We start from the raw sequence: 19,038 nt of genomic DNA on the forward strand, positions 1-19,038 counted from the left end.
TGTCTGAATCATTGCTATCATCGAATTATCCGCGCCACCTAACCATCCACAGAGTCTAACTTTTCACCATTATTCAGCTCAGGTCCAGCTTTTAAACAGTACGATAGAAGCCAATCTTAGCTTGGTATCATCTGTTGGAATTAAAAGATGCACATTCAACCACTGCGAAATTCCCTGTCTGTAAGCCCACAAAAAAATGTCTCCACTGCTGAATTTGCACAAGTTAACAATGCCGTTCAAACCAGCGCACCAGCGTCAACTGATACAGTAACGCTTTCTAGCGATGCAAAACAATTGGCGGCGAATACGCAAAAACCAGCAGAAATGCCAGCACTGAGGGATAACATAGAAACCTTAGTCGAATTGAAACACGCGAAGATGAAGTATCAAGTGATCGCCGACATGACCAATTTAGCGACAGGAACGAGCCAAGGGATTTCAGCACCAACGGCCTATTATCTAAGCCATAACGAAGACGCGAGAGCAATGACAGTGAATCACCTTGCCCAACAACAGCAAGTGAACACTATGCAAACCTATGCGGAAACAAGTAAAAATGGGAATAGAAGTATTAATGAATGGGCATAAAAATGGGTGTTGTCTCGGGAACCAAGAGACAACACCCTAACTTTGTACGCGGACATGCTAGCCGAGATACCTTAAATTTCGGTTAAATACTGAATTTAAATATCAATTACTTAGCTTTAATATCCTGTGCCATACCTTTTACAGGCAAAGGTTGCACTTTTAAGGCTGGGATTGGCTGTTTAACCAACTCATCCTTCAAATAACTTATTGCAGTTTCAAGCTGCGCATCTTTGCCATTAAAGGTAGCGAAAGGTAAGTTATCAACTTCAATATCCGGCGTTACGCCATGGCCTTCAAGCACCCAGCGGCCATCCATTGCATACTGTGGATACTCGGCCACCCGCGCCATCCCTTTATCAGTCAACGCATTTCGCCCAGATAACCACACACCCGCACCTGCCGTTTGCTTACCAATTAAGGGCGCAATACCGAGTGCTTTAATCCCTGCGGAGAAGGTTTCGCCGTCGGAATAGGTCAGTTCATCGGTTAACACCACTAAATGACCGCGGAAGGTTTGTTGCATATTGGTGTTTGGCGTGCCGTGGGTCGGTTGCCAAAACGCCCAAGCGCGGCGTAGTAACTTCTCGATAATCCAACTGTCAATATTGCCACCGCGGTTACGGCGAACATCGATAATCAAACCCTCTTTATCGTAGTTGGCATAAAACTCACGGGCGAAACTTTCAATATCACCACCGCCCATGGCATATAAGTGCAAATAACCCATCTTGCCCTGACTTGCATCCTCGACCACAGCCGCGTTATGGCTCACCCAATCTAAGTAACGTAATTGACTGTCCACCACAGCGCTAACGGGCATGACGATGGTTTTATGGGTTTGGCTACCACGCTTAAGCTGTAGTAATACTTGCTTATCCTGTTGATTGCGCAGAAGACGCGTGACGTCGGCCACATTCACCACTGGCGTGCCATTAATAGCCAACAGCATATCGCCTTCTTTAGCATCGACTTCGATACGATTTAACGGTGAAGCATTAGCCGGTAACTCAGGATCGTTACTGTAAATGTGCGCGATTTTAACGCCATCTGCAGTTTGTTGTAGGCGCGCGCCAAGGCTTGCCGCTTTAGCCGCATCGGGATCTTGAGGTAAATCACCACCGCGCACCTGTGAGTGCAAAGAATCTAACTCGCCCATCATTTGCATGAAGATGTCATTCAGTTCGTTACGATCGGTCAGGCGGTCGAGCAAAGGCTGATACTTAGCCTTAGTGGCTTGCCAATCGAGGCCGCGCATCTTCTTGTCAAAGAAAGATTCTCGGTGCATCAACCACGCATCTTCAAACATTTGCTGCCATTCAAGCTGCGGAGAAATCGCTAACTGCCATTGTTCCGTTTGCACTTTGGCATTATCCGTATCGCCTAATTTATCGCCGCCATCAACAATCAGGAGAGATTTCTCATTACTGTGCTTACGTAGCATCAGCTTTTTACCATCGGCAGAAACCTCATATTGGCCAATGTCCTCGGCAAAAACCTCGGCTTTGGGGCTTAATCGGTCAAATTTGATGGTCATTAAATTAGGTGCGACATCGTCACCAATAGCTTGATCTAACAGATAAAGTCTATCATCGACGACGCGCAGCTTACTGTAATTGCCTGAATCGACAGGCACTTGCCATAAACGCTGGGAGATCCCTGCCCAATCGATTTTCACTAGACTCGGTTTATCCTTAACATCGGTTTTTTCAACTTGATTAGATTCGAGTTCATTGGGTTTACTAAAGGGGAATTTGGCATTTTTGACCAGTGCGATGGCAAAAATTTGGCTGCGTTTATCAAACACAGGGCCCATGTTTCTATCGCCCCAAGGTGAACTTGGTGTTGCGCTGAATTGGCGATTCGATAGGAAATATAGCCACTGGCCGTCACTGCTAAAGGTTGGCGAATAGGACTCGTATTTGTCGCTTGTGAGCGTCTCGGCCTTATTTTCATCCACAGAATACAGGACGATTTGCGGACGTTGTTTACCGATTTCCGACTTAGTTAATGCAATAAAACGGCTGTCACCGGACCAGCGGATATCGGCGTAAGGCCCAAGTCCCTCGCCGTTAGTGATGATTTTTTGATTGGTATTTTTCTTTAAGTCGAGCAGCCAAACGTTACCATCGTTATCGTCATGGGCGATAAATCGACCGTCACTGGACAAATTAAGACTCATTCTTAAAGTATGACCGTCTTTGGTTAACTGTTTAGCGCCACTGCTGCCATCAGCAGGGAATTGCCAAATTTCCTGCTGACCTGTCATGTCGCTAATCGCATAAACCGACTTGCCATCTTGGCTCAACACCGCTTCCCTTACGCGATAAGTCCCCGGCAGTGCAACTTGAACTAAACGCGAGCCATCAATACCCGCGATCGCCACGTGGCTGCGGGCGGTGATCACCACTTTATCGCCAGCGGGGGCCAAATTAGTTGAAGAAGCGTAATCCATAGGCTCTGTCACCCAATGCTCACGGCGCTCGGAAAAATCGGAAGTGAGTTCAATATTGAGTAACGAGTCTTTAGCGGCCGCAATATCAAACACATGGATATCCGCACCTAACTGGAATACCACTTTGCCTTGGTCCATCCGCGCACCGCGGACCTGCCAATCTTTAAATTGTGTTAACTGTTTTGCATCTGAACCATCGAGCGCACTCGACCAGAGGTTGTCGTTGCCATCGCTGTCGCTAATAAAATAGAGTCTGTCCTGCCATAGCATAGGTTGGCGCACTGAGCCGTCGTGTTGGCCGCTGAGCAACTGTGCTTCGGTTTTGCTGCCGAGTTTAAAGCGCCATAATTCGCCTTTTGCACCGCCACGGTACACTTTGGCGTTATCACCAGTCACTTGCAGACCAAAGCGGGTGAAGTACACGTATTCGTTGCGATCATCAATCACACCTTCGACCGCATCGGCTAAGGGTAAATCTGTAGTGGTGAGGGTTTGAGGATCGACGCTGCGCAGCATCCAATTATTAGCAGGACCAAAACCAGTGTCGGTAGAATATAAAATCTCGCCTTTGGCAGTCCAGCCCTGAACTCGTACACGGCTATTCTCAAAAGTCACCCGTTTAGCAACACCGCCCGTAATGGGGATCACATACACTTCGCTCGCGCCTTCATAGTTGGCAACATAAGCAACCCACTTACCGTCGGCCGAAATAGTCGCCCCTAGCTCTTCCGCAGGTAAACTCGTTAAGCGAGTCGCCGCTTTTTGACCTAAGGTCTGAGTCCATAAATCCCCTTCTGCAGTAAAGACTAAGGTTTGATCGTGCAACGCGGGCGCACGGTAATACCCTTGATTGCTCACCGCATCGGCAGCGATGGTTTGGAACGCTGTTAATGTGCCTAGGGCAAGCATACAGCAGGCGACAGAATGGCGAAGTTTCATGTATGACCTCTATCCTATTGTTATTTTTAGCAATAGACTCTTTACTACGAGATTTTGCTAGCAGATTTAGCGAAGAAATTCTTGCCATGGGCTTTTGTAAAAAACCACAATCAAGTCCAAAGCATGACAATTGAGCCCAACAAGCTAGCAGAATTTGATAGAGAGTTCAGTAACTTCAAGTCAGAGAAGTTTTAGCAAATGTGTCACATCTTAAATCGCGGAGGAACAACTGAATAAAAGACAGGATTCATTAGAGGAAAACATCAAAGATCATAGCGTTACCATATTGCACTAGGATAAAAATATACCAGAGTCGGACACGAGTGGCTAACGTGAAGGGCTAATGTTAAGGGCTGACATACAGCGTCTTTAGCGGACTGTTTAGGCGGCTCATATTAGACTGTTTCGCCAGTGTCATTTGTTGCCATTTATTGATCACTCGTGCAATTTCACCGTTATCCATCAATGCCTTAATCGCATGATTAAACTGCTCTAACTGGCTTGTCTTGATACTCGCTTTGCTGAACATTAAATGAATATGGTTTTGATCTAACACTAACTTAAGTGGCACTAGCTTGATGCGTTGATGCTGGCTGGCGATATAGGGCATGGCTAAGGTATCTCCGACGATCATATCTCCTCTACCGTAGATAAGCATTTGCACAGACTTATCTGAGTCTGGACTTAATACTAACAAGTGCTCCTGCTCTAATCTATATTGAGATTCTTGATAATCTGCACCATACCAACCGCTAGAAGGGACAAGTAGACGCAATTTTTTGGTAAAAATGTCCTCCCATTTATCGATATTAATCTGATCTTTTTGCTCATAAAGTACAAATAAGCGTAGCTCTTCATCTCGGTAATAGGTTGAAAAAAGAGCATAGTTTTGACGTTCATCCGTCATAGTCGCTCCCATCAACACATCTAACTGTCCTGCTCGCAACATCTGATGCGAGCGCTTAGCAGGCACATTAATAAAATGAACTTCACAACCAAGATACACTGCAAATGCCCGCATCAGATCCACATCTAAGCCTTGGGCTTCTCCGTGAGGATCTTGCCAAGCATAGGGAGGCCAATCGTTGTAACCGACTTTAATCATGTTCTTACAAGGTAAAGAACTATTGACCTGCGGCGCACTTACAGCGGGCAAGACTAAAAAAAGCAAAAATAAGACAGGAACGTATTTAAACCATGGCATAGGCTAAGTTACTTGCCTCTTAAGTTGACGATCCTCTCTTGATTAAGATGAAGTATAACGATTCAGTGTCAGACTTCCGCGAGGGGGTTCTACCTCAGTAAGCGTAGTTGTCACTTAGATAGCGCGCCATAAACACCGGCGAGATCACAGTAATTAGCCTAAAAAAGGGCGAGGAATTATAACAAAAAAGCACAACAGCCAAGAGTGAGATCTAAACGACTCACTATACTGCGATAAAGGCTAAGCCTGAACGCAGGAGATAAAATAAAGTTTTATAAATTAAATCAAACACTTATAAATAATAGCAACAACTTTAGTGGGATCCCCCATATCGACTTGTAACCAAACTATGTGTGTCCCCCCCAATTCCTCCCCCTGAGCCGTGGCGGACTCTTTAGCTTCATCAAGCTGGTTTTCATGGCGGCTCACCCCAGTGACTAAAGCAAAACTATCGCAGTGGGTGACTTCAAAATCGTAGGCCACGTTAATGCGACGATATAGTTCATGCTGCTTGGTCGCACATCCAGATATTAAAACGCAAAAACATGTACTTAACAGAAAAAATTTAGACAAATCAATTAACCCACAGATTAAACACGCGGGTGAACATAACTAATTGCAATCGATAAAATTGTGAACAATGTCACATATAAGAAACCAAGGATAATACAGAAAGTTACAAATATTAATTAAATATCATGTAGTTAACCAATGGTTGTTTTATGTTCACCGTTAACACAAGCTCATCAATTTCTCACCATAAAATTCACACTTGTAAAAAAAGGGAGCCAAGCTCCCTTCCTGCTTTTACGCCATGTTATTCCACTGCTAGGCAGACATCAGTAGGGCTAAAGCCCTTAAGCTAATATTTTGAATAAATGCACTTTTAATGCAGCAAAATCTGCCGCTAATTCCGCGGATAAGATGGGCTTACTCGCAACAGCTTCAAGCTCAGGCGGCAAGGGTAAGTTAAGCGTTAATTCTCTATCCACAACATCCTTAAATTTAGCGGGATGCGCCGTCCCCAAGAATATACCCACTTCGTCAGGCACTAAGGTTAAAGACAAGGCTTTAGCTGCAATCGCCGCATGGGGCTCAGACACATAACCTTGTGCATGCAACTCAGCTAATGCCAGTGAAGTTTGCTCTTCAGATAAACGCATGCCCACTAAGTTACTCAGCGGCCATGCTAATTTCTCACAAATGGCTTCCACTCGCGGCCAGTTACTTGGCTCACTCACATCCATCGCATTAGACATGGTCGCTTGGGTTTGATTGGGCTGCCATTGGCCGTTTTCTAAATAGCGCGGCACAGTATCATTCGCATTGGTTGCGGCGATAAAGCGTTTAACCGGTAACCCCATGGCTTTGGCGAATAAACCCGCCGTCAGGTTACCAAAGTTACCACTTGGCACTGAAATCACAGGATCGGCGTCGTGGCGTTGTTTAGACTGGGCAACTGCTTCAAAGTAATAACAAATTTGCGCGAGTAAGCGGCTGATGTTAATAGAGTTCGCCGAGTTTAAGCTCAACCCCTCGCGGACTTCTGGATCATCAAAGGCGCGTTTAACTAAGTCTTGGCAGGCATCAAAATCGGACGATACGGCAACTGTATGGATATTCTTGCCCAACGTAGTGAACATCTTTTCCTGTAGCTCACTGATCTTGCCCTTAGGATAGAGCACCACTACATTGACTTTTTCAAGCCCATAAAAGGCATCGGCAACCGCTGCGCCAGTGTCGCCCGAGGTCGCAGTCAAAATGGTTAAGCGCGTGTCGCCCACAAAGGCATTGACGCATTGCGCCATAAAACGCGCACCAAAATCTTTAAATGCCAGAGTAGGACCGTGGAACAATTCGAGGCAAGCGCGCTGCTCATCGACGGCAACTAAAGGTAAATCGAAGTTAAAGGCACGCTCAACTAATTCATCTACCGCATCTTGCCCTAATTCAGAGGCAAGCCATGCACCGAGCACTTTCTTACTGCGCTCAACAAATGGCAGCGCCAGCAGCCCTTCAATATCGTCCAAGACCGGAATTTGGGTGGGAAAGAACAAACCTCTGTCCAGACCTAAACCTAATTGCACTGCTTCTTTAAAGCTCACTTTCTGCGAAGGGTGTTTTAAATTATATAGTTCCATGCTCAACTCAACCTTTTGATGCTAAACCTTCAATGCTAATTTGGGGTACTTAGTCTTAGCTAAATTAACGATTAATCGACTCTACGCGTGCCTTGCTCATCGAGGCGACACACGTGGGCAAAGCCACCCACCTCGGTGAGATAATGCTGTTCTAACCAAGCTTTAGCGGTATTTGCCGTGGCTAAATCATCGGTAATCGAAAACAGCGTTGGGCCACTGCCGGAAATCCCCGTAGTCAACATGCCTAAATCGGCTAAAGCGACTCTGGCATTGTCATAACCCGGAATCGCAGCTGCGCGATAAGGCTCGGCTAACACATCTTTTAATACGCTGATCGCAAGCTTGGCATTCTGCTGATAAGAGGCATGTACAAAGGCACTTAAATAACGACCAAAATCGATAGTGACACTTTTATCATATTGATCAGGCATGAGTTTACGCATCATTGCCGTTGAGAGTGAAATCCCTGGATAGGCCACAACCCAATACCATTCTTTAAAACTCGGTATCGCTTCACATACAGTGCCCGGCACATTGAGCATCAATTGCATGCCGCCTAAGTAACAAGGGGCGACATTGTCATAGTGCACACTGCCGCTGATCTTACCTTCAAACTCGCCCATCAGTTCCAGCAGGGCTTGTTCGTTGTAAGGTCTGTCAAAATGTTCATTCAGGGCATATAACGCTGCCACGACAGAGCTTGCACTCGAACCTAAACCACTGCCGACGGGCAGGTTCTTTTCCAGTGTCAGCGCTACGCCTTCATCTGCTTTACCAAGCGCTTCTAAATACTCCTTACTCAGGGCGGTTAAGAAGAATTCGGCACATTGGTACACTATATTATCTTGCGGATTTTCAGGCAGTTTATGGGCCCAAGCACCAGTTTGCGCCAGACTCACACCCGACGCTGCCGCCGCGATAGTCACTCTGTCGCCGAGTAAACTGCCATCGATAGGCGCCAAAGCGGCGCCCAGTAAATCAAATCCGACTCCCACGTTACCCATAGAGGCTGGAGCATAAACGGTCAAACTCATACACTCACCTCACGAGTCCAATTCAAGGTTCTTAATACATCGGCAAAAGCGCCAGCGGCAGTCACTTCCGTTCCCGCGCCATAACCGCGCAGCACAAAGGGAATGGGCTGATAATAACGGCTGTAGAATGCCAAGGCATTTTCGCCGCCTTTAACACTATAAAGAGGATCTTGTGCATCGACTTCGGCGATACGCACACGGCACACACCATCCTCAATTTGCCCAACATAACGCAGCACTTTACCTTGGGCTTTGGCCTGCGCCACTTTTGCGGCAATTGCAGCATCAACCTGCGGCAAACGCGCCATAAAACTTTCAACATCACCTGAATCATCAAACTCTGCTGGCAATACAGATTCAACCTGCACATCACTGAGCTCTAACTTTAGTCCCACTTCACGGGCAAGAATGAGCACCTTACGCGCCACATCCATACCACTCAAATCATCACGGGGATCGGGCTCAGTAAAACATTTTTCTCGCGCCAGACCAGTCGCTTCAGAAAGCGTCATACCTTCATCGAGCATGCCGAAGATAAAGGATAAAGAGCCCGATAAAATACCGTTAAATTTATGCAGTTTGTCACCCGCAAATAACAGTTTTTTCAGGTTATCGATCACAGGTAAACCCGCACCGACTGTGGTTTCGTATAAGAATTGGCGACGCTGTTTTAATGCCGTTTGGCGAAGTGCTTGATAATAAGCATAATCGCGAGTGTTCGACTTTTTGTTCGGCGTGACCACATGCAATCCTGAGTTCATCACATCCAAATACAGATCCGATACTTGCTCGCTGGAAGTGCAATCCACCAGCACTGGATTAAGCAATTGTTGCTCTTTTGCCCATGCGAGTAACGCTGGGATATCGCAGGTTTGCTTACTATCGGCAAGCAAGCTAGACCAGTTGCTTAAATCGATGCCTGCGCTGTCGAGTAACATCTTGTTCGAATTCACTATGCCGCAAACACGGATACTGATGTGCTGCTCTTTGAGCATGGCAGACTGTTGTTTTATCTGCTCGAGCAGGCCAGCCCCTACATTGCCGCAACCCACTAAAAACACATCTAAATACTGCTGCACATCGAAAAAGCCTTGATGACAAGCCGCTACTGCGTGCTTAGTCTTACGCTGCTCGATCACAGTCGAAATCGACCGCTCGGACGATCCTTGAGCGATGGCGATAATGTTCACGCTTGCCTGTGCTAACGCTTGGAAGAAACGCGCCGCCACCCCTTTGTGAGTGCGCATGCCATCACCAATCAAAGAAACGATGGCGAGCTCATGACGCATAGCGATAGGTTCAAGCAAGTCACTTTTTATTTCTAATTCAAACTCTTGCTCTAAGGCCCATTTCACTTTGGCCGAATCAGACGTCGCCACACAGAAGCTAATACTGTATTCAGAGGAACTTTGGGTGATTAAAGACACAGACACGCCGCTGCGAGAAATCGCCGCGAGGGTACGGCTCGCCATGCCAACCATGCCTTTCATGCCTGGGCCTGATATATCGAACATGGTCTGGTTATCTAAATTGGAGATAGCTTTAACCTGCAAGCCGGTTTCATCGGCTTGGTTTGATACCAGAGTGCCGGGCGCATCGGGGTTAAAACTGTTTTTGATATAACAGGGAATATGGAACTGGGCGATAGGCGCAATCGTCTTAGGATGCAGCACCTTAGCGCCAAAATAGGAGAGTTCCATCGCCTCTTGATAGCTGAGTTGTGATAACAGCTTAGCATCGGCAACCACACGGGGATCGGTATTATAAACACCGTCAACATCGGTCCAGATTTCACAACTTGACGCATCTAAACAGGCGGCGAGCACTGCAGCAGAATAGTCAGAACCATTACGGCCTAATGTCACCACTTTGCCCTGTTCATCGGCGGCGGTGAATCCTGGCATTACCCATACGCGCTTTTCACCTAATGCCAACGCACGAAACCTTGGCTTACTCACAGCGATATCGACCACGGATTCTAACGGCCGACCACGACCTAGAAACAAAGCGCGCGGATCGAGTTGAGCAGACGTGATCCCCTTAGATAGCATCACTTGTTCCATCAAGGCTGCAGATAAACGCTCACCTGCCACCACGATTTCAGCACGTATGCCATCGGGACACTCTTGCAGTAAGCTAATGCCACGTAATCTATCCTGCCAAATCACCAGCTGTGCATTAAGTCCAGAAAAGAGCTGTTCACTCTGCTCACTCGACAACATTGAAGTAACAGCATCTTGGTAAAGCGAGGTAAATACTCGTTCAACATGTTGTATCACTGGGGAATAATCTTCGCCTTTAACTGCAACGTCGACCATTTCTAATAACGCATTGGTCACAGTCGCCGGGGCAGATAGCACTGTGGCTATTGGCTCAAGCTTAGATGACTTGGCAACGATATCCGCCGCCATCGAGAATCGCTGCCAATTTGCAAGCGAGGTACCACCAAATTTCATTACTTTCATCTTGTTCTCCTGTACCGCGCCCGACTTAGAAATAAGAGCTAGAAACAAAAAAGCCCGCTTCTTTGTGGGAAGCGGGCTCATCGTTAAAATTCTTTAGGGTGTATCAGCCCGCCCCCACTGTTGTTGTAGTGGTGGTTGTAATAATGGTAGTTACTACGAAACCTAGGCTATGCATGTGTTTGGGCTAATCCATGTTAATTTCTTGATAAACAGAATTGCTTTTTTTACCCGCGCTTGTCAACCCCTAAAATGGATTATTTATAGGTAAATATTAACGCTCGATAAAATACTGCATCAAGATTCGTTAATATGAAGTTTTCTAGGGGTAAAAATGCGATTTACTCAATAGATAACTGTTAACGTCAACGTAACGCTGCACGAAAAACATTAGATAATCATTTGTTTTACATCTAATTATTTATAATGCACTTTAAAATAATGCGTTATTTGTTCTACCTCATCACTCAGGCTAAATTGACCGGCTAACGAGCAAAAATCACATTACTCATCCTTTCTACCGTAAAGCACCGACAAATTTTCCTAAAAAAAACCTGTGCGATATCTAACATAAGCCACTTCAAATTATCGCCAGCACTAAAAAAGCACGTTATTATGCGCGCACATTACGAATTGGAGGCGATATGAAGATCACTCAACACAGCGCGGTAACCATTCATTACCGTTTATCAGATCAAGAAGGCAGACTATTAGAAGACTCTTTCGACTCTGAACCTATGCTATATCTACACGGCACTGAAAACCTGATCCCAGGTTTAGAAGCCGCATTAGACGGTAAAAGCAAAGGCGAAAAACTCGATGTCACTATTAGTGCCGAAGAAGCCTATGGCCCTTATCACGATGGCCTACGTCAAGCCGTGCCATTAGAAGCCTTTGGTGATATCGAAGATATCGTCCCAGGTATGCGCTTCATCGCTGAAACTGAAATGGGTCAGCGCCCAGTTCAAGTCATGGAAGTGAAAGACGATGTGGTTATCGTCGATGGCAACCATCCTTTAGCGGGCCAATCACTCAATTTCAGCGTCGAAATCGTTGACGTTCGTGAAGCCTCAGCCGAAGAAATCGCTCATGGCCACATTCATGCCCAAGGCGGTTGTGGAAGCCATGGACATGATCACGACCACGGTGGTGGATGCTGTGGCGGTTCAGGCAAAGAAGAAGCTGGCGGCTGTTGTGGTGGTTCAGACCACGATCATGGACATCACCATGAAGAGCACGAAGCCTGTGACACACCTAAAACAGGTTGTGACGGCAATGGCGGCTGTGGTTGCCGCGGTTAAATACAGATTGTTGCCCAAGGTGAGCTAGAAATAGCTCATCCCTAAGCGATTGAACCGCCATAGTTTAACCTTTGAAGATGCACGCCCTTAATTTAAGGTCGTGCATTTTTTATACACAAGCGTTTATAATATTCGTAATAGATAAATAACTGACTGGTAAATTGAAGTATTCAAATTTTATATGAATAGTTTCAATTAGATATTGATATCAACCTAAGTTAAGCGACGGAGTGCTTATGTTAACCAAACCACTTTACGAAATTTTGCCTTTTGGCTACATGGCGCTCGGTAGTTCGAGTTTTATTGCACTCGACATCAACTATGCCTTGATAGCGGCAACTGTGGTATTTGTATTAGGCGCGAGGATCTACGTTATGCGTTCTCAAAACCGTCGAACAGACTCGGCTAAGCGGCGTAAATCGGGTTATCTTCCCGAGATAATTTATAACTTCCTACCTTTTATCTATCTCTTAGCAGCGCTGGCTATCTTTAAATTCCTTCCCAAGGATCTTTACCCAATTCTGGCTATCTGTTTACTCAGCTACGGCTTATACATTCTGGTTCGTCGTTCCCTCTATCGTCGTCATAAGCTTCCCATCACGCCTTAAGGCTTAGTTCTATTCACCACAGTAGGAGCAGATGATATTCACAAGAGTTGTATCCACATGAACACTAACCAATTAATTTTTGAACTTTCGCCCTATGCTCAGAAGACATATTCTTCAAATAATTAGAACAACGTGTAATCGTTGCAATACTGACTTCATATTCCGCAGCGATATGCCTTTGACTCATTTCCCCGTCTAGCAGCAATTGAAAGACCTTCAAACGTCCGGCAACGGCACTACGTTCTTCTTCGGTTAACAGTAAATGAAACAACACAGAAAGATCTTCATAATTGCTGTGGCTCAAAATTTTTTCTAATACTAGATCCCAGTTAGCTCGCATAATCACCCTCATAAGTACTGTTCAAGCATTACATTAGCAGTCTAACAGATTTAGCCTACTTACAAATAAATTGTTACGTTTAGCCGTCTTATCCAGACAAAAACTGACAAAATTGCTTCTAGTACATCAAGTTAATTTGTGTACAATAGGCGTGCAATGTCACACTTCGACGCTAATTTGTGAGAATACGATGAAAAAATTACTACTTACTCTCGTTGCCAGTACCTTATTGGCTTCAACTGCACAAGCACACAATTTCGAAGACTCTAAAGATGCAATTGAATACCGCCAATCTGCATTTGGTCTTATTGCTTATAACTTCGGCGATATGGCTGCCATGATGAAAGGTAAAAAACCTTTCGAAGCAGAAACCTTCGCAATGCGCGCAACGAATGTTGCTGCATTATCCAAAATTCCTTTCGAAGGTTTTATTGATGGCTCAGACAAAGGTGATACCGAAGCCCTAGCCAAAGTTTGGCAAGACAGAGCTGATTTTGATGCAAAAATGAAAACCTTCCAAGAGAATGCTGCCATTCTGGCTACTGTAGCTCAAAAAGGTAATCAAGCTGAAATCAAACAAGCCTTTATGGACACAGGAAAAAGCTGTAAAAGTTGTCACGACATTTATAAGAAAGATTAGTTTGACGTTGTTTTTCCCATCAAAAAGCCTGCTAAATAGCAGGCTTTTTGTTGTTCCCAAACTGAGTATAAATCTACAGAACTTGCACTATTGGCCACATTAAATAGCCAAAGACCACAGCAGCGCATACTGTGAACAGCACTAAAGCAAGCCACTCAGACTTGAATCGAAGCTCGCTCTTCGCACTTGATGAAAAAGCAAGCTTCGAGACTTTCTTGTAACCACTGATCATAGCACCAACTAACTTATCCCCTTTCATGGCATGAATAATCACAGCCAGTACATGAATGGCACTCAGCAAGAGAATAAGGTTAAAGTTCGTTTTGTGTAACCAAGTCAAAAATCCACTGGTATCTGAACTGACATAGCTATATAGCGGACCTTCGGTAAAAATATCATCGGTCGCAAAAAGGCCTGTAGCTAATTGAAGGCTAATGATCCCAATCAACGCGATGACCATATAGCCACCGATAGGATTGTGTCCAAGTACCACAGACATCCCTTTAGTTCGAATCGATCTCAAGTAGTCGAGTACAACTTTGGGGTGATGAACAAAGTGGCTAAACCTTGCCGTATCGCTACCAATGAGCCCCCAGAGGATCCTAAATCCAATAAGGATCAGCAAACTATAAGCAAAAATTTGATGCCACTGCATTTCGCCCGCATCGGCACTCCACCATAAAAGTGCCAACAGACACACCATACCCCAATGGAAAATTCGCGTGGGTAAATCCCAGACCTTAATTTTAACGTGTTCAGTATTCATAAAATGGGCAAACTCAAAGTGACCGAATGGAATAAGTAGAAGTATTTTATCGGGATTCGGGATGAAACTTAAAGTAAATATAAGTAAATAAGGACAAAGACTGCGGAGTTATCCCATCGAATATGGCCTCATTTAGCTGGCAATACAAGGCTTTTCGGCCAAGAATTATTGATATTTGTCTAAGTGATCAAATATCCAACGAACAGTATCTAATGGACATAAAAACGTGATCTACATCTCGTTTTATAGTGCGAACCTTGGTAATCTGAAATCCAAGGAAACAACAGAAGGTTCGAAATATGCTAAAGATTACTAGCAAGCAACTTGAAGTCACATCTCCTATTCGCGAACGCATTGAAAGCCGTTTTGAAAAACTTTCAAGGCATGATGTGCAAATGATAAATCCCCATGTAATCATTACGGAGGAGAAACCTGGTTTCAAAATTGAAGCATCGGTTGGCATCCCAAATGGAGAACTCTTCGCTCAAGCAAAACATGAAAATTTATATACTGCGATTAACGCTATGGGCCAAAAATTAGAGAAGCAGCTCAATCGCATAACACACAAACCTGAAGCTCAACGCTCCACATCACTAACACCGACTAATAATGTTGTTGAAATTGACGACGAGTACGAGGAGGAAGATGCGGCATAATTTAAATCTGGTGAGTGCGAGAAACGCATCACTTTGGGAGCAATAAAGTAGAAATATTTAATCAGATCACAGTTTTTACAAAAGCTTAGTGCAATCATTTTAATGATGAAAAAAACAGTTCTTTTGACTAAATACCTACTACACTTTACAAAGTGACAGCAAGAATCGAAGTGGTGCGGATTTAAATCGTTTCAAATGTTGATTTACTTTAAATTTTGATTTACAAATATTGATTAACAGATCTTAAGTTCTAAGTAACGTTACTGGATATAACTAAGGAGCACTACTAATCTAAGCTATATAGTTTTAAGTACTAAGGTTTACTGTTAATGATTAATTTTACTTATAATTTCTACGTTTAAAAGTTCAATTTTTATTTTCAACTAGGTTCCACTTTCAATAGCAAGTTTGGAAAGGAGGCAACACAAGAGCGAACAATTTGATTTTAGAAACAATCAAGTATGTTGGCATTCACTAAAAGCAGTACTCAATTTTGACCCAATATCAGGATGACCACCAGAAACAGTCGGCATTGCTGAATACCAGAGTTAACATAAGGAGCCGAGTACAGTACAACGAGTACATTAGCAAAACCTTTAACTATCAAATTTTTTATATCCACAATGGAGGCCTAGGTAAACATAAACAAAAGTCACATTAACAAAAGCTACATGAATAAAAGCGTTTATTGTAAAACGGGTCAGCACCAATACGTGCTAAACACTGAGATAAATGAGGTAACAACTGTCACGTTTAGTTAGATGTAGATTAGTTATATGAAGAGAGTCATATTTACACTGATATGTTAGTTAGCGTTTTTAGCGTGTGATTTAATGTAAGTGTTTAATGTAAGTGCAATACGTTGGTTTGATTAAAAGTCATTAGTTTACTTAGTGTTATTTGTATAGTAAAAACTGTAAATCGTATAAATGTTTATTTATGTAATGTGTTAACGTTTACCATTAGTTGATTTTTGATATTTATAGACACCTTAAATAATGTTTACTTATCAACTAAAAAGGAGAAAATCTAGACTTGACGAAAATTGTAATAACAGTAAATGAGAGCTTTTTATACGCTCCATGTATTAACATGTTAGGTTTTAAAGTAAAAAGTAATAATGGTAATAATGGTAATAATGGTAATAATGTAAGTAGCAAGACCTAAACGCGTGACAAGGCTAAGCTGTTCTTACAGCAAAATGTACCTAGTACAACCAATGAGCCGTAAATCGTTTATTTTTAAATGTTCGTTTTGTTAGTGTTAGTTTTTAATGTTCGTTTTGTTAGTGTTAGTTTTTAATGTTATAGCTCCATGCAAGTGTTAATTGTTAAAATATAAGTGCAAGACATGTCAACGTAAGTTCGCTGGTACTGCAAACTGCATAGTTTCAAGGTTATACGCTATGCCGCATAAAGTACTTGTTAATGTTCATTGTAAATGCAAGTCGTTATCTAGTGAGTTGTCAACGTTTTACTGTTACACGTAAATGTAAGATAAACGAATGTGTTACCTTGTCCCACACTGACCATAAGGAGGATAAACTCGCTTGACCATATATACATACTTGAACCAAACCAGCGCACCCTCGGGTGCGCTTTTTTTAGATTACCTTTAAGAAAGTTTTGATTGACAGCTAAGCCCTAGCCCTTTAGTTTTAAGACCATGAAAATGATAACAGCAGCTTTTTTTACTTTCTTTTTTACACCCCCACTCTAGGAGGCGGATTTACTGTGTAAAAACGAAAGTAAAAATCCAAAGCCTCCCAACTGGGAGGCTTTTTTGTCTTAAACGATTGATAAAATACATGGCGGCAATTGAGGTCAGAATGCATACACCACAGCCTTTAAATCAAACCCGAGAGCAGATCACCCATCTGGATAATGAACTGCTGGCATTACTCGCTGAGCGCCGTCGCTTAAGTTTAGAAGTAGCCCGTAGCAAAGAAGTAGATGTCAGACCCATCAGAGATACTCAAAGGGAAAAAGAACTGCTCGCTCGACTCGTGAAAGAAGGCAGAGAGAAAGGATTAGATGCCCACTATGTTATCTCCCTTTACCAGAGCATCATTGAAGATTCAGTATTGAATCAACAAGCTTACCTTCACGGCCGCGCCAATCCAGAGACACAAAAACAACAGTATTGTATCGCTTACCTCGGTGCTAGAGGTTCATACTCTTATCTCGCAGCTACACGCTATTGCCAACGTCGCCAAGTTGAAATGCTGGACTTAGGTTGCCAAAGTTTCGATGAAATAGTGCAAGCCGTTGAGTCTGGACATGCTGATTATGGTTTCCTGCCGATTGAGAACACATCTTCAGGTTCAATCAACGAAGTCTACGACGTGCTACAGCACACCAGTCTGTCGATTGTTGGCGAAACGACGATTGAAGTCAGCCATTGCCTACTAGGAAAAGCTGGCAGTAAATTAGCTGAGATCAAAACTGTCTATGCCCACCCTCAGCCTATTAGCCAATGCAGCAGATATTTAACTCAACACAAAGACTTGAGACTGGAATACTGCTCAAGCAGCGCAGAAGCAATGGAAAAGGTAAACCAAAGTCCAGATAACAGTGCAGCAGCGATTGGCAGCGCCGAAGGTGGTGCACTCTATCAACTTGAGTCCATAGAAGCAGGTTTAGCTAATCAGAAGATCAACCAAAGTCGCTTTATCGTTGTTGCTCGCAAAGCCGTTGCCGTACCAGAGCAGTTACCCGCTAAGACTACATTGATCATGGCAACAGGCCAAAAAGCCGGTGCTTTAGTGGAAGCCTTACTGGTTCTAAAAGCGCATCAGTTAAACATGAGCAAATTAGAGTCACGCCCGATTCCAGGAACACCTTGGGAAGAGATGTTCTATTTGGATATCGACGCGAATATCTCCAGTGAATCCATGCAGGCGGGTTTAAAGCAACTCGAGCGAATCACCCGTTTTATCAAAGTATTAGGCTGTTATCCTTGTGAAACAGTCAAGCCCACACAGCTGAGCAACAGCCAGCTACTGATTGAGCCCAGCACCTCTAAGGATCAAGTCATCAGCGAAAATGGTTCTAATGCCAGTCCAGTTCGATATAGCAAAGTCTATAAAGAGCAAGCCAGTGAAATCAACTGTGGCGCAATGACAATCGGTGCAGGGCATGTCTGTGCCATAGCCCAAATCACACTGAACAATGACATTTCACACTTAGCGTTATCGGCTTTCGAGCAGCAAGTGAAGCAGCTTAAAGAAGCGGGATTCCAAGCCGTTTTGCTCAGCGCTGTTAATCAACTGACTATGGCAGAAGTTACTCTCGCTAAACTACGCCAAATCCTGCATCAATATGGCCTAGTGTGCATTATTGCCATAGCGCAAGAAACCGATATGCCATTAGCAGTCCAGCACGCCGATATGTTATTCCTCGCAGGCAAGCAGATGTTTAACCAAACTTTACTGACTCAAGCTGGAACCCTACCGATACCATTAATACTTGAGCGTAACGATATGGCAAGTTTTGAAGAATTACTCACGGCAACAGAAGTCATTTTAAGCCAAGGCAATCAGCAACTGGTTCTGTGTGACTCTGGCATTAGAACCTTAAATAATGCCAATCTACCTTCACTCGATTTAGCGAGTCTGATCCAGATTAAAGCCACGAGCCATTTGCCGATTTTAATCAACCCAAGTTATGCCGTATCAGATGATGCCCTATTGGTTCAAACACAGGGAATTAAACAGCTTAAAGTGGATGGATTGATACTCAATTGTCCACTAGCTAGCAGTGATGACCATGAGTCGCTTAACTTAATAAGCGCTGTGGTACGGGAATTATATCGGGCAAATTAAAGCTTTGATCTTGAGTGATTTAATTTAAAGTGAAATGTGGTTAGTTCGAAGTGTGTTAAGGGATAAATGAGGCTTCTTTTATCC

Annotated in this window: 14 protein-coding genes and 1 other annotated feature; of the genes, 6 read left to right on the forward strand and 8 right to left on the reverse strand. The window is 43.9% G+C overall.

The window, feature by feature from the left end; translation table 11 throughout:
* Positions 1 to 147 precede the first annotated feature (147 nt).
* Complete coding sequence (locus tag L5M49_RS05085) at positions 148 to 588, forward strand: hypothetical protein (protein WP_219253032.1); 441 nt, start codon at positions 148 to 150, stop codon at positions 586 to 588.
* Positions 589 to 694: 106 nt separating this feature from the next.
* On the opposite strand, the gene L5M49_RS05090 is transcribed toward L5M49_RS05085, so the two are convergent.
* The 6 genes from L5M49_RS05090 to thrA all read right to left on the reverse strand — a co-directional run bounded on the left by L5M49_RS05090 (position 695) and on the right by thrA (position 10,823).
* The gene (locus tag L5M49_RS05090) at positions 695 to 3,979 is read right to left on the reverse strand and encodes a S41 family peptidase (RefSeq protein ID WP_263265575.1); all 3,285 of its coding nucleotides are present in this window, start codon (positions 3,977 to 3,979) and stop codon (positions 695 to 697) included.
* Between the two features lie 346 nt (positions 3,980 to 4,325).
* A complete protein-coding gene (locus L5M49_RS05095; RefSeq protein WP_263206033.1) occupies positions 4,326 to 5,183 on the reverse strand; it encodes a substrate-binding periplasmic protein in 858 nt (285 codons plus the stop codon).
* Between the two features lie 279 nt (positions 5,184 to 5,462).
* Positions 5,463 to 5,756: a hypothetical protein gene (locus L5M49_RS05100; RefSeq protein ID WP_113940650.1), complete on the reverse strand. Its 294-nt coding sequence runs from the start codon at positions 5,754 to 5,756 to the stop codon at positions 5,463 to 5,465.
* Positions 5,757 to 6,040: 284 nt separating this feature from the next.
* The gene (gene thrC, locus L5M49_RS05105) at positions 6,041 to 7,324 is read right to left on the reverse strand and encodes a threonine synthase (RefSeq protein WP_263265576.1); all 1,284 of its coding nucleotides are present in this window, start codon (positions 7,322 to 7,324) and stop codon (positions 6,041 to 6,043) included.
* A gap of 71 nt (positions 7,325 to 7,395) precedes the next feature.
* A complete protein-coding gene (thrB, locus tag L5M49_RS05110; protein ID WP_263265577.1) occupies positions 7,396 to 8,358 on the reverse strand; it encodes a homoserine kinase in 963 nt (320 codons plus the stop codon).
* The gene (gene thrA, locus L5M49_RS05115; protein WP_263265578.1) at positions 8,355 to 10,823 is read right to left on the reverse strand and encodes a bifunctional aspartate kinase/homoserine dehydrogenase I; all 2,469 of its coding nucleotides are present in this window, start codon (positions 10,821 to 10,823) and stop codon (positions 8,355 to 8,357) included. The genes thrB and thrA overlap by 4 nt, the downstream gene beginning before the upstream one ends.
* 641 nt (positions 10,824 to 11,464) lie before the next feature.
* On the opposite strand from thrA, the gene slyD reads away from it, so the two are divergent.
* Both slyD and L5M49_RS05125 read left to right on the forward strand, forming a co-directional pair.
* Positions 11,465 to 12,121: a peptidylprolyl isomerase gene (gene slyD, locus L5M49_RS05120; protein ID WP_263236486.1), complete on the forward strand. Its 657-nt coding sequence runs from the start codon at positions 11,465 to 11,467 to the stop codon at positions 12,119 to 12,121.
* Between the two features lie 236 nt (positions 12,122 to 12,357).
* On the forward strand, positions 12,358 to 12,729 hold the full coding sequence (locus L5M49_RS05125) for a hypothetical protein (protein ID WP_028760798.1): 372 nt from the start codon (positions 12,358 to 12,360) through the stop codon (positions 12,727 to 12,729).
* Between the two features lie 64 nt (positions 12,730 to 12,793).
* Here the strand turns inward: L5M49_RS05125 and trpR are convergent, their stop codons facing one another.
* Positions 12,794 to 13,069: a trp operon repressor gene (trpR, locus tag L5M49_RS05130; RefSeq protein ID WP_028760799.1), complete on the reverse strand. Its 276-nt coding sequence runs from the start codon at positions 13,067 to 13,069 to the stop codon at positions 12,794 to 12,796.
* A gap of 190 nt (positions 13,070 to 13,259) precedes the next feature.
* Here trpR and L5M49_RS05135 point away from each other — a divergent pair, with 190 nt between their 5' ends.
* The gene (locus tag L5M49_RS05135; protein WP_028760800.1) at positions 13,260 to 13,709 is read left to right on the forward strand and encodes a c-type cytochrome; all 450 of its coding nucleotides are present in this window, start codon (positions 13,260 to 13,262) and stop codon (positions 13,707 to 13,709) included.
* A gap of 73 nt (positions 13,710 to 13,782) precedes the next feature.
* Here the strand turns inward: L5M49_RS05135 and L5M49_RS05140 are convergent, their stop codons facing one another.
* A complete protein-coding gene (locus tag L5M49_RS05140; RefSeq protein WP_263265579.1) occupies positions 13,783 to 14,475 on the reverse strand; it encodes a cytochrome b/b6 domain-containing protein in 693 nt (230 codons plus the stop codon).
* A gap of 299 nt (positions 14,476 to 14,774) precedes the next feature.
* Here L5M49_RS05140 and hpf point away from each other — a divergent pair, with 299 nt between their 5' ends.
* Entirely contained in the window at positions 14,775 to 15,131 is a 357-nt protein-coding gene (hpf, locus tag L5M49_RS05145) for a ribosome hibernation-promoting factor, HPF/YfiA family (RefSeq protein WP_105249847.1), read from the forward strand.
* A 1,670-nt stretch (positions 15,132 to 16,801) separates the two neighbouring features.
* Positions 16,802 to 16,918, forward strand: a sequence feature (Phe leader region).
* Between the two features lie 41 nt (positions 16,919 to 16,959).
* Entirely contained in the window at positions 16,960 to 18,954 is a 1,995-nt protein-coding gene (locus L5M49_RS05150; protein ID WP_263236491.1) for a chorismate mutase, read from the forward strand.
* Positions 18,955 to 19,038: the final 84 nt, after the last annotated feature.

Source organism: Shewanella sp. SM74, assembly GCF_025653725.1.
GTDB classification, from domain to species: Bacteria; Pseudomonadota; Gammaproteobacteria; order Enterobacterales; family Shewanellaceae; genus Shewanella; species Shewanella oncorhynchi.

What these genes read in the sequence shown, in the direction of transcription:
- hpf (WP_105249847.1), top strand. Translation starts at nt 14,775, where the DNA reads ATGCTAAAGATTACTAGCAAGCAACTTGAAGTCACATCTCCTATTCGC.
- L5M49_RS05125 (WP_028760798.1), top strand. Translation starts at nt 12,358, where the DNA reads ATGTTAACCAAACCACTTTACGAAATTTTGCCTTTTGGCTACATGGCG.
- slyD (WP_263236486.1), top strand. Translation starts at nt 11,465, where the DNA reads ATGAAGATCACTCAACACAGCGCGGTAACCATTCATTACCGTTTATCA.
- trpR (WP_028760799.1), bottom strand. Translation starts at nt 13,069, where the DNA reads ATGCGAGCTAACTGGGATCTAGTATTAGAAAAAATTTTGAGCCACAGC.
- L5M49_RS05085 (WP_219253032.1), top strand. Translation starts at nt 148, where the DNA reads ATGCACATTCAACCACTGCGAAATTCCCTGTCTGTAAGCCCACAAAAA.
- L5M49_RS05095 (WP_263206033.1), bottom strand. Translation starts at nt 5,183, where the DNA reads ATGCCATGGTTTAAATACGTTCCTGTCTTATTTTTGCTTTTTTTAGTC.
- thrB (WP_263265577.1), bottom strand. Translation starts at nt 8,358, where the DNA reads ATGAGTTTGACCGTTTATGCTCCAGCCTCTATGGGTAACGTGGGAGTC.
- L5M49_RS05135 (WP_028760800.1), top strand. Translation starts at nt 13,260, where the DNA reads ATGAAAAAATTACTACTTACTCTCGTTGCCAGTACCTTATTGGCTTCA.
- thrA (WP_263265578.1), bottom strand. Translation starts at nt 10,823, where the DNA reads ATGAAAGTAATGAAATTTGGTGGTACCTCGCTTGCAAATTGGCAGCGA.
- L5M49_RS05140 (WP_263265579.1), bottom strand. Translation starts at nt 14,475, where the DNA reads ATGAATACTGAACACGTTAAAATTAAGGTCTGGGATTTACCCACGCGA.
- thrC (WP_263265576.1), bottom strand. Translation starts at nt 7,324, where the DNA reads ATGGAACTATATAATTTAAAACACCCTTCGCAGAAAGTGAGCTTTAAA.
- L5M49_RS05090 (WP_263265575.1), bottom strand. Translation starts at nt 3,979, where the DNA reads ATGAAACTTCGCCATTCTGTCGCCTGCTGTATGCTTGCCCTAGGCACA.
- L5M49_RS05150 (WP_263236491.1), top strand. Translation starts at nt 16,960, where the DNA reads ATGCATACACCACAGCCTTTAAATCAAACCCGAGAGCAGATCACCCAT.